Source organism: Mucilaginibacter sp. P1_D10 (assembly GCF_056406215.1).
This window is the reverse complement of sequence record NZ_JBFUAP010000012.1, coordinates 162,063-173,537: the sequence shown is the minus strand read 5'-3', so window position 1 is coordinate 173,537 and position 11,475 is coordinate 162,063. Positions and strand designations below refer to the sequence as shown.

General features: G+C 46.8%; 7 protein-coding genes. 5 read left to right on the top strand and 2 right to left on the bottom strand.

Features of this window, described 5'->3' with window-relative positions; translation table 11 throughout:
- Positions 1–2 precede the first annotated feature (2 nt).
- Entirely contained in the window at positions 3–1,271 is a 1,269-nt protein-coding gene (locus AC1DYT_RS19475) for a glycoside hydrolase family 27 protein (RefSeq protein ID WP_477471195.1), read from the top strand.
- Between the two features lie 32 nt (positions 1,272–1,303).
- Here the strand turns inward: AC1DYT_RS19475 and AC1DYT_RS19470 are convergent, their stop codons facing one another.
- Positions 1,304–2,296 (bottom strand): sugar phosphate isomerase/epimerase family protein, encoded by a 993-nt coding sequence (locus tag AC1DYT_RS19470; protein ID WP_477471194.1) that lies wholly within the window; start codon positions 2,294–2,296, stop codon positions 1,304–1,306.
- 124 nt (positions 2,297–2,420) lie between these two features.
- Here AC1DYT_RS19470 and AC1DYT_RS19465 point away from each other — a divergent pair, with 124 nt between their 5' ends.
- Positions 2,421–3,197 carry an NUDIX hydrolase gene (locus AC1DYT_RS19465; RefSeq protein WP_477471193.1) on the top strand — a complete coding sequence of 259 codons (777 nt, stop codon included), beginning with the start codon at positions 2,421–2,423 and terminating at the stop codon, positions 3,195–3,197.
- 377 nt (positions 3,198–3,574) lie between these two features.
- Here AC1DYT_RS19465 and AC1DYT_RS19460 read toward each other — a convergent pair whose 3' ends face one another.
- Positions 3,575–5,902 (bottom strand): family 20 glycosylhydrolase, encoded by a 2,328-nt coding sequence (locus tag AC1DYT_RS19460; protein WP_477471192.1) that lies wholly within the window; start codon positions 5,900–5,902, stop codon positions 3,575–3,577.
- A 117-nt stretch (positions 5,903–6,019) separates the two neighbouring features.
- Between AC1DYT_RS19460 and AC1DYT_RS19455 the strand changes: the two genes are divergently transcribed.
- From AC1DYT_RS19455 to AC1DYT_RS19445, 3 genes are all read left to right on the top strand, one after another.
- Entirely contained in the window at positions 6,020–6,886 is an 867-nt protein-coding gene (locus tag AC1DYT_RS19455) for a PfkB family carbohydrate kinase (RefSeq protein WP_477471191.1), read from the top strand.
- A gap of 438 nt (positions 6,887–7,324) precedes the next feature.
- Positions 7,325–9,160, top strand: coding sequence for an ABC transporter ATP-binding protein (locus AC1DYT_RS19450; protein WP_477471190.1), 1,836 nt, complete (start codon positions 7,325–7,327; stop codon positions 9,158–9,160).
- A gap of 119 nt (positions 9,161–9,279) precedes the next feature.
- Positions 9,280–11,247, top strand: a complete 1,968-nt coding sequence (locus tag AC1DYT_RS19445) for a DUF262 domain-containing protein (RefSeq protein ID WP_477471189.1) — start codon at positions 9,280–9,282, stop codon at positions 11,245–11,247.
- Positions 11,248–11,475 lie beyond the last annotated feature (228 nt).

Sequence of the window (11,475 nt, the reverse complement as noted above, 5' to 3'; positions counted from 1 at the left end):
CAATGAGGATAAAACGAATTGCAGCATGTAGCCTGGCTATGGCAGGCATCTTAACATTAGGCTTCAAAGCATCGGCACAGGTTGATGGCGCTGCGCCGGTTGCGCAAACCAAAGCGGCAGCAGGTACAAGCAATCTGGCACCAACCCCACCCATGGGATGGAACACCTGGAACACTTTCCAAACCAAGATAGACGAGCCCCTGCTGAAAGGCATGGTTGATGCCTATGTATCATCGGGCATGAAGGATGCCGGGTACCGGTACTTCGTGCTGGATGATGGCTGGATGACCATGGAGCGCGACGCGAACGGCAATTTGGTTGCCGACCCAAAGAAATTCCCGAACGGGATGAAAGCATTTGCAGATTACGTGCATGCACAGGGCCTCAAATTCGGCATATATAATTGCGCAGGCAACAAAACCTGTGCGGGCTACCCCGGCAGCCGCGGGCACGAATACCAGGACGCGCGGCTGTATGCATCATGGGGTGTTGATTTTTTAAAGTACGACTGGTGCAATACCGATAGCCTGAACGCGAGGGAAGCATACATTACCATGAGCTCGGCATTAAAGGAAACCGGCAGGCCCATCGTTTTCAGCCTGTGCGAGTGGGGCAACCACAAACCCTGGCTTTGGGCCAAAGGTGTGGGGGAGCTGTACCGCACCACCGGCGATATTACCGCCAACTTCGACCAGGATAAACATATGGGTACCTGGACCGCCAGCAGCGTGATGACGATATTGGATAAGCAGCCCGCCATCCGCCAGTACAACGGCCCCAACCATTGGAACGATGCCGATATGCTGGAAGTAGGCAACGGCATGAGCTACGCCGAAGACAAAGCCCATTTTTCGATGTGGTGCATGCTGGCTGCCCCCCTGGCCGCCGGAAACGATTTGCGCAGCATGTCGGCACAAACCGAATCCATACTTACCAATAAGGAAGCGATAGCCATAGACCAGGACGAACTGGGCATAGCCGCATACAAAATACAGATGGCGGATAGCCTCGAGGTTTGGGTGAAGCCTTTGAAAGGCAAAGAGGTGGCAGTTTGTTTCCTCAACCGCGCTAATCATCCGCAAAAGCTAAACATCAAATGGGCCGATTTAAACGTGGAAGATAAAACCACCGGCCTAAACCTTCATTTAGGCGATGGCGTTTATGCCCTGCGCGATTTATGGCTAAAGAAAGCCACAGGCACCACAAAGAGCAACCTTAAACAGGATATAGCAGCACACGATGTGATTATGCTGAAGCTTACGCAGAAGTAGAAATCGTTATTTATTAGGAGTCGTCGCTTTTTCTATGCCATCCGGCCCGCTTTTTCTACCAGGTTTTTGGTAGCGGTTGTGCCGGCGTAATCGTCGGGGTATTTGGCATCTTTGGTGTACATTTTGAATAAGCCACCCTCGTATTCGATGCTTACCCAGCCTTTGAAGCCTGATTTTTTGATGATTTTGAACATCTGGTAAAAATCTGTTTCGGGGTCGTTACCGTCTTCGGTGAAGTAATGCGATTTGGCATGCACGCCCTTGGCAAAAGGCATTAGCTCGGTAATGCCTTTATATTTATCATATTCCTCCAGGCACTTGGTGCCCATGTAGCCGGCAATATCGTTTGTCGCCGGTTTGGTGCGGTTGATGCAGAAGTTGCCAAAATCTGCCAGCACGCCGCAATGTTTGTTGTCAACCTGTTTCATCACATCAGCCAGCCATGCGCCGTTGCAGGAGATACCCACGTGGTTCTCTACTATAACGTCTATCCTGCTTTTTTTGCCGTACTCAATCAGTCGGCCGAGGCTATCTACGGCTGCTTTGGCTACATCTTTATGGTCACCATCGCCTTCTACGTTGACGCGTATCATGGGGCAACCAAGGGTTGCTGCGGCATCTATCCACTTATAGTGGTTCTCTACAGCTTTCAGGCGAACGGTTTCAGTGAGGTCGCCCAGTACGCCCTCGCCATCTATCATGATACGGAGGTTGTAGCTGCCGTTGTCCGCGGCGCGCTGTTTTAGATCGGCCAAAAACGTAGCGTCCTTTGCCTTATTGGCGAAGAACATAGAGCAGTAATCAAGCCCGGTGATGCCCAGTTCTTTTGCCTTAGCGGGGAAATCGAGCACTTTTAGCTTACCCGTCCAAAACTGGCTGGCAAAAGAGAATTGCGATACGGCTATCTTGAAAAACAAGTCTTTGCTGGTGTCGGCGTATAAATATTCGGGCAAGGCGGCGGCCAGGCCAAGGCCGGCAGCGCCCATAGCGGTTTGCCTGATAAAATCTCTGCGGTTAGTTTTCATGATGATTGGCTTAACGGTAATTGGTTTACAAGTGGAAGGTAGGCACATTATTTTGTTATTTAGTAAAATTTACTAAATAAATTTTTTAGGCGCGATTTCATCAAGGGAATGTTAATTTTAGCGGATGGTAACACAAGCGCAGGTAGAAGATTTTATACTGAACGGACATAAGGAATACATACCGCATGTATCGCTGGATTGCGCCATTTTCGGCTATCATGAGCAGCAATTGAAGTTGCTGCTGATACGGCATAAGGCGGTGGATGGCTGGTGCCTGCCTGGCGGATACATTAAACGGAGCGAGAAGCTTGTAGAAGCCGCCGCCCGCAACGTAAAGGAGCGTACCGGGGTGGATAATCTGTTTCTGCAGCAGTTTAAAACCTTTGGCGACCCCAACCGGGCTAAATTTGACGAGTTTGACGAAGAAAAATGGGGTGAAATATTAGGCGTAAAGGTTGATCGTAGCAATTGGCTTATAGACCAAACCATATCCGTAGGTTTTTACTCGATAACCGATTTTTCGCGCACCGTTTTACAGCCCGATATGATGAGCATAGAATGCGAGTGGTTTGATATTGACAGCCTGCCGCCGTTGGAGTTTGACCACGACGAGATGGTACGCGAGGCGCTACATACCATGCGCATACACCTGTACCATTACCCCATTGGCTTTAATATGCTGCCCGAGAAATTTACCCTTACGGAGATACACGCCCTATACGAAACGCTACTGGGCAAGAAACTCGACATCAGCAATTTCCCCAAAAAACTGATAGCCTTAGGCCTGCTGACAAAGCTTGACGAGAAACGCAGCATCGGCCCGCACCGCTCGCCGCATTTGTACAAGTTCGATAAGGAGCGCTACGATGAGGCTTTAAAAAATGGCGTGGTGTTGAGTTGATTGGCATAGTCCGCTCAACTTTAAAATATCATCGTCATGCTGATTTTTTCAGCACCCCATCATAAAAGTGACCACGCTATTGGCCGATTTGCACCCGGAAAACCTATCCTGTGAGATGAGGCTGTAACATAAGTGAAAATCAGATCCAGGCAACAAAAAAATTTGGCGGCTATTTAAACACAGAGTCCGCAGAGGTTAGCACAGAGGTCACGGAGTCTTTTTGTTCGGTTAAACCCAATAAAACCTCCGTAATCTCTGCGTTTTTATCTTTGTGACCTCCGTGTTTAAATCGCCACCCTAGCCTATGATACAAAAAAGCCAAAAATTATTTTGAATGCTTTTTTTGGACTTGTTATACAGCCTCAAGATGTTAAATATCAATAAAACAAACTCGTTGCTTCAAATTCCCCTTTCTTCCCATCGCCCGGTTCGATTATGTAAATGTGCAGCGGCGTTTGCCTTGCGCGGCTGCCGGGTGTTTGTACGGGTGCCTGATAGATGTATTTTACTTGAATTTTGTGCAGGCCTTTGGCTAAGGGCAGCATGTATTCGGTTTCGGTAATTTTCTCGCCGTCGATAAAAAGCTCCGTATCGGTATAGGATGCCTGCGAGAAGTTGTAGGCGCCATCTTCGGCGATATCTACATAGCCATCATAAACAATACCGAAGTAAGGGTTATCTTTCTTCAATGCCTCGGCATTTAGTTTATCTGTGGTTGCAGAATCTGTTAAGGTCACGTAATCCAGCTGGTCGGGCGAGGTGAAGCGGCCTCTCACCATTTTGTATTTTAAGCCGGGCTTGCCGTTGGTGTAAACGGTAGCCGGTATAAGGGGGCGGTTATACATCAGCACGCGGGTGGCAATGCTGCGCCTGCCGATGGGGGTGATTACCCTGGCCTTAAACTCTCGTTTTTCGCCTGCGGGGATGGTGATGGTAACCGGCGTGGTGTATTCCCAATCAGTATCCAGCGGGTCGCGGCCGTTGAGGGTGTAGTAGATGCGTGCGCCCGGTACTACCGATTTGGGTTCGTAGGTAAATTTATTGCCGAATAATATGGTATCTATAACCGCGAATGGCGTTGGCACGCGGTAGTTATAGCCCATCGTCTCCAACTTGAAGAAATGTTTGGCCAGGCGCACATCGGCAAAGTTGTCGTAGTTTTTGTTTTCGGGTTTGGTCCAGGCTACTTCTGCCAGTGCGAATAGCCTCGGGAATATCTGGTATTGCAGTTTAGCCATAGTGGGTACGTACTCTGTCCACAGGTTGCCCTGGGTACCCATTACGTATTGCTGCTCATCGGGCGTAAGTTGTTTGGATACGGGGTCGTAATCGTAAGTTTCTTTCAATACCGCGTACCTGCCGAAGGATACCGGCTCCTGTGGCGAGCCGCTCTGGTAATGGTCGAAGTAGTTGCCGGTGGTTTGCGGCGTCATAATTACGTTATGATGTTGCCGCGCGGCTGCGATGCCGCCTTCTTCGCCCTGCCAGCTCATTACCACGGCATTGGGTGCCAGGCCGCCCTCCAGTATCTCGTCCCAGCCTATCATGATGCGGCCCTTGCTGTTGATGAATTTCTCCATCCGCTGGATGAAGTAGCTTTGCACCTCCTTCTCGTCCTTCAGTCCTTTTTCCTGCATCAAAGCCTGCACAAAAGCCGACTCCTTCCATGGTTGCTTGTTGGCTTCATCGCCACCCACATGGATGTATTTAGAGGGGAAGAGAGCCATCACTTCGGTAAGTACATCCTGCAAAAAGGTAAAAGTTGCTTCGGTAGGGCAGTAGATCCCGTTGATGCTGCGGGCAGGGTTTTTCGGGTCGACAGGTTCGCAGCGCAGTTCGGGATAAGCGTGCAGGGCGGCATCCGAGTGGGCGGGCATCTCAATCTCGGGGATAACGTTGATGTATCTATCGGCAGCGAATTTCACCACGTCGCGGATGTCGTCCTGTGTGTAGAAACCGCCATAGCTGAGGCTGTCGGGCCAGTCGCGGTTATTGCCATACATGGTTTGCTGGCGGTAAGCGCCAACCTCGGTAAGCTTGGGGTATTTCTTGATTTGTATGCGCCAGCCCTGCCCATCAACCAAATGCCAATGGAAGGTGTTAAGTTTATAGGCAGCCAGCACTTCTATCACTTCTTTAACCTGCGATACGGTGAAGAAATGCCGCGATACATCCAGCATCATGCCCCTATACCCAAATCTTGGTGCGTCTTCAATAGCAACGCAAGGCAATCTTTCCGTAGGCGAAACCTCCGTAGCAAACAACTGCAGCAGCGTTTGCACGCCATAAAACAGTCCCGCACCCTTGCCAATGATGGTTATCTTTTTTGGGGTGATGGTAAGTTTGTAACCTTCGGCAGGTAATTTGTTGGCACCGATAGAGGTCAGTATCAGCCTTGTTCCGCTTTTAGACTTCGATTTTGGATTGTATTTGGATATCTTGTTGTAATAGCGTCGGTTATATCTTAAGAATTCATCCAGGAACAAAACTGCTTTATCCTTTGGGTTATCGACTTTTACCTGAGTAGACTCATTAAACGGGAAAATTCCTGCAGTCTTCTTCAACGATGCCGGTGCCGGGATAATGCCCAGGTTTGGGTCGTCCGCAGGGGCTGTTTGGGCCTTGACTACGTTTATTTGCGCTGATGCCAACAGAGCAATTAAGGCAAAAAGCACGCTGGTTTTTGGGGATGCGATGGAATTCATTATAAGGCAGCTGTGAGATATGCCGGCAATTTAGCAATTATGGCTTATCATTTACTTTAAGGTATGGTAACAAATAGTTGACAAGCTTATCTTTACACCCTCAATAAAAAAAACCATATGCTTGATATTTGCTGCATCGGCCACATCACCCTCGATAAAGTTGTAACCCCACGCGCCGTAATGCACATGGCCGGCGGTACGGCCTTTTATTTTTCGCACGCTATGCGCAACATGGATGTGAAGTACAGCCTGGTTACCGCCCTTGCCCAAACAGAAATGAAAAGCGTTACCGCTCTGCGTGATTTAGGCATAGAAGTGAAAGCCCTGCCCAGCAAGCATACCGTATATTTTGAGAACATCTACGGCAAGAACCAGGACAACCGTACTCAGCGCGTACTGCAAAAAGCCGATGCCTTTACCGTTGCCGACCTGGCTGATACCGAAGCCATCATCTTCCACCTTGGCCCGCTGCTGGCCGATGATATCCCTACCGACCTCATCAAAAACCTGTTTAGCCGCGGCAATGTTTCCTGCGATGCACAAGGCTACCTGCGCGAAGTGATCGACAAAGGTGTGCACGCCATCGATTGGGCCGACAAAAAAGAAGCCCTGCAATACATCGACGTTTTGAAAGTGAACGAGCACGAACTGGAAGTGCTCACCGGCATAGCCGACATACGCGAAGGAGCTAAAGTACTAGCCGAGTGGGGCGTAAAGGAAGTAGTGGTAACCCTGGGCAGCAAGGGCTCCGTAATTTTATACGATAAGGAGTTTTATGAGATACCCGCCTACAAACCCACCGAAGTAGTAGACGCTACCGGCTGCGGCGACACCTATATGGCAGGCTACCTGTACCGCCGCGTAAAAGGCGACAGCGTAGAAGATGCGGGCAAATTCGCATCGGCGATGGCGGGGTTGAAGATTGAGAACGCCGGGCCTTTTACCGGGACGGAGGATGAGGTAAGGGCGATGATAGCCAGGTAGGGAATGGTGAGTGGAGAGTAGTGAGTGGTTGTGTTTGTCCAGTTTTTATTTTATAAAAATTCGGAAAAAATCCTGAAAATTTTGCCGTACCGGGAGAGCCACCCTCCCTGCTTTATTGCACCTGCGAATGGGTCCAAATCCTCCAAAATACCATAAAAAATCTGTGTTTTTCCGAGTTTTTCGGAGTTTTTTATGGTTTTTTCCGGCAGGCAGTCAAATTGCGAAATTCACGCGGATTGGCCGTTTTAGGTAAATACCATGCTTGCAGGCCACGAAATCTTGTCCAGCTTTTTCCAACTTTTGCGCTGATTTTAGCTGTGGATTTCCAGGAAATTCCAGGTGTGTTGGAAGGGGTTTGTCTTCGGAATGTTAAAATACGCGGAGCACTAAATTCATGACATTATAATCGTCAATTTAAGAAAGTAAATCCATCGATATTTGAAACCGCGCCCACCCATAAAGAAAATACCCACATTAACCCTTAAGGAACGATTAGCCGCCTTAAACAATCTGCCGGCTTTTTTTAAGCTGGTTTATGAAACCGGCCCGGGCATGATGCTGGCAAACATCCTGCTGCGTTTCATTAAATCGGCATTGCCGCTGTTGATTTTATATGTGGGCAAGCTGATCATCGACCAGGTTGTTCTGCTGAACAATGCCCACAACACCCTGCCGCATACCCGCGTATGGGAACTGCTGGGGCTTGAGTTTGGGCTGGTGATATTGTCTGATATGCTGAGCCGGGGCATTACGTTGATGGATAGTTTGCTGGGCGACCTGTTTGCTAACCACACCTCTGTAAAAATCATGAAGCATGCAGCAACGCTGGACCTCGACCAATTTGAAGATGCCGTTTTTTACGATAAACTCGAACGCGCCCGGCAGCAAACCGTGGGCCGCACGGTACTGCTCTCGCAGGTACTGAGCCAACTGCAGGACCTGATTACCATGGGCTTTTTAGCCGCAGGTTTAATGGCCTTCAACCCCTGGCTCATCCTGTTGCTGCTGGTAACTATCCTGCCCGCCTTTTTGGGCGAATCGTACTTTAACGACCAAACCTACGCGCTCAGCCGCAGCCAGACACCCGAGCGGCGCGAGCTGGATTACCTGCGTTACCTCGGCGCAAGCGACGAAACCGCCAAGGAGATCAAGATGTTCGATTTATCGGCTTTCATCATCGGCCGGTTCAAAACGCTGTCGGATATGTTTTATCGGGATAACCGCCGCATCGTGATCAAGCGCGCCGGCTGGGGCACTTTTTTTGCCCTGCTGGGCAGCGCGGGGTATTACGGCGCTTACGTTTTTATCATCGCCCGCACGATTTCCGGCAACATCACCATTGGCGAACTGACGTTCCTTGCGGGCTCGTTCCGCCAGCTGCGTACTTTGCTGGAGGCTATCCTCACGCGGTTTACGGCGGTATCGCAAGGCGCTGTTTACCTGCGCGATTTTTTTGAATTCTTCGAGATCAAACCACGCATCCATCCGCCCGCCAAGCCTTTGCCCTTCCCCAACCCGGTAATGCAGGGCTTTGTTTTTGAGGATGTGGGCTTCCGGTATATCCACTCCGACCGCTGGGCCAACCGCCATTTAAACTTTACGCTATACCCCGGCGAAAAGCTGGCTTTAGTGGGCGAAAACGGTGCAGGCAAAACCACGCTGGTGAAACTGCTCTCGCGATTGTACGACCCAACCGAAGGCCGCATACTACTGGATGGGCACGATCTGAAGGAATACGACCTGACCGAGTTGCGGCTTAACACAGGTATCATCTTCCAGGATTACCTGCGTTACCAGATGACGTTTTCGCAAAACATCGCCGCAGGCAACATTGCCGAAAAAGATAATACCAAGCTGATACAGGCCGCGGCAAGGCAAAGCCTCGCCGATGAACTGGCGCAACGACTGCCCGGCGGCTACGGACAAATGCTGGGCAAACGGTTTTTTGATGGTGCCGAACTATCCGGCGGCGAATGGCAAAAGGTAGCCATAGCCCGCGCCTATATGCGCGATGCGCAGCTGCTGATACTGGACGAGCCAACCTCTGCACTGGATGCCCGCGCCGAATACGAAGTTTTCCAGCGATTTGCCGAACTGACCAAAGGCCGTATGGCCGTATTGATATCGCACCGTTTCTCCACCGTTCGCATGGCCGACCGTATCCTCGTCCTCCAAAACGGCGAAATAGCCGAAGTTGGTAGCCACGATGAACTCCTGGCCAAAGGCGGCAGGTATGCAGAGCTGTTTAATTTGCAGGCGGCGGGGTATAAGTAAGGGGAGCCGGGGGGGGCGAAAGTGTAGGTATGTTAAGTGGATTTTAAAGGTTGGATTTGATTTTCTTTCGTTGTAATATTACGTTATCTTGCTCCGCGAAAGCCTAAATCATTTAAACGATGTCAGACGTAATAAAAAGCGTAATCACACCTAACGATAAAACCCTAAGAGCGATATTTAAGAACCCAAAGAGCTATTATATTGATATTTACCAACGGGAATATAAGTGGCGAAAGGATAACATTGAAACTCTATTAAACGATGTTGAAGTAAGATTTAATCTTACTAAACGGACGAAGATAAATGCAAAGGAAATTCAGGCCGAAGTACAAACGGAATTTGAATCATACTTTTTAAATACTTTTCTTACACACACCACCACCGAAGCTACATCAATAGTTGATGGTCAGCAGCGACTTACTACCTTTTTGATTGTAATAATTAAACTTTATAAACTCACGAAAGAAGTATTCGAAAATCCAATATATTCAAACAAGTCATTTTCGCCAACAATTCTTCAAGATCTAATTTTTGAATCTGACGATTTTGGCGTTGCCGAAAAATTTAAAATATACAATCCTAATAGACAAAGTGCATTCAATAATATTTTGAAGGATGAGAAATTTGATATCAACGATGAAACGCAACAGAGGATAGTCGAAAACTATCAACTAATTGCAAAGTATTTGGATGTTTTTTTGAAGCAAGAGTCAGATGCTAATTTGATTGACCCCGTAAAGTTGACGTACTATACAACTTATATCCTTGACAAATTATCAATCGTTGAAATTAAGATTGAGAAACAAAAAAACGTCGCAATGATATTTGAAGTTGTGAATGACCGTGGCTTGGGACTTAAGCCTTACGAAATTTTAAAAGGAAAGCTAATAGGCAACTTAGAGGGGCAGCAAAAGGAGCATGCAAATAACGTTTGGGTTGATTTGCAGGATAAATATTATAAAGCTGTAGTAACTAATAGTAACGAAAGCGAAGTTGATTTGGATGCATTCTTTAGAACGTTTTTAAGAGCAAAATTCGCAAATTCAGAGTCGGAGTATGAAAAGTTTTCCGACAAATATCATTACGAAATATATAGAAATAAAGCTATTCAAAAATATTTCGGAAACTTTGAAGACAAAAATATTTTGTATCAGCGAGTAGTGGAAGATATAAAATATTTTGCAGAGTTATATTTAAGAATAAGGACAACGTATGATTATGAGCACTTGATATTCAATAAGTTACTTGATCAAAATCAGCAAAACTTGCTTATTATGTCCAGCGTTATCTATAACGACCCTAATTTGGATGAAAAACTAACAAAAATCCCCAGAAAATTTGATCAGTTTCATACTACGTTGCGGCTGCTTGATTTTTATGAAAGTAGCTCTTTTCAACTGTTTATTTACAGACTCAATGCGTCCATAAGGAATGAGGATATAAATATAGGGGTTTCCTTATTTGATAGAGAGTTAATATCATATCTAGAAGGAGAAACTTTTATTGACGAGGGGCTTTACAAATCAATCAATGAGTTATATAAGTATGAAATCTTTCAAGGTATCCGAAACAGGTGGACAAATTTCACAAAATATATTCTGATGAGAGTAGATAGATATTTATCGATACAATTGGATAAACCATCTTACGCTGATTCAAATTTGAGGGACCTAGAAGACAGGTTTAATAAAAATAATAGAAAGCGATACGGTATGCACTTGGAGCATATCTATGCTAATAACGAAAAGAATAAAAAGTTGTTTACAGATGATAGTGGTGTATTTGACGAAAATAAATTTAATACCACAAGAAATTTATATGGATCATTATTGTTATTAAAAGATAGCCAAAATATAAGCAGTGGGAATGATACCTATAAGAAGAAAATTCAAACGTATTCCCAAAGTAATTTAATTTGGAATGAATTACTGGTCGGGCATATTGACGGTATCGATCTTAGAAACCTACCAAGAGAATTAAAACTCGATAAAATTGAACCAACCATAACAGGGGTTTATCCTATAGAAGCGGTAGAAATACGACAAAAGGAGATTTTTAAGATGATTAAACTCATTTGGGGATTTTGATAATAAAGAAACCCTTTGGGCCTGCGCTACCACAATGTCATTAAGTTAATCTTTATAGTGGTTGCACCATGGGTGCAAAATGTCGGTAGAAAACAAATAACAAATATTCTAGCGTGCCGTTAGGTACGCAACATCGCGCGTTTCGTACCTAACGGCACGATTTGATATATGAATTTATTTGCTACCGACATTAAGCCCCGATGGGGCTTCAAAAATAAGGGAATTAGG

Bases quoted from the DNA above. Each gene is read 5' to 3' on its own strand.
- AC1DYT_RS19475 (WP_477471195.1), top strand. From the start codon at position 3: ATGAGGATAAAACGAATTGCAGCATGTAGCCTGGCTATGGCAGGCATC.
- AC1DYT_RS19470 (WP_477471194.1), bottom strand. From the start codon at position 2,296: ATGAAAACTAACCGCAGAGATTTTATCAGGCAAACCGCTATGGGCGCT.
- AC1DYT_RS19465 (WP_477471193.1), top strand. From the start codon at position 2,421: ATGGTAACACAAGCGCAGGTAGAAGATTTTATACTGAACGGACATAAG.
- AC1DYT_RS19460 (WP_477471192.1), bottom strand. From the start codon at position 5,902: ATGAATTCCATCGCATCCCCAAAAACCAGCGTGCTTTTTGCCTTAATT.
- AC1DYT_RS19455 (WP_477471191.1), top strand. From the start codon at position 6,020: ATGCTTGATATTTGCTGCATCGGCCACATCACCCTCGATAAAGTTGTA.
- AC1DYT_RS19445 (WP_477471189.1), top strand. From the start codon at position 9,280: ATGTCAGACGTAATAAAAAGCGTAATCACACCTAACGATAAAACCCTA.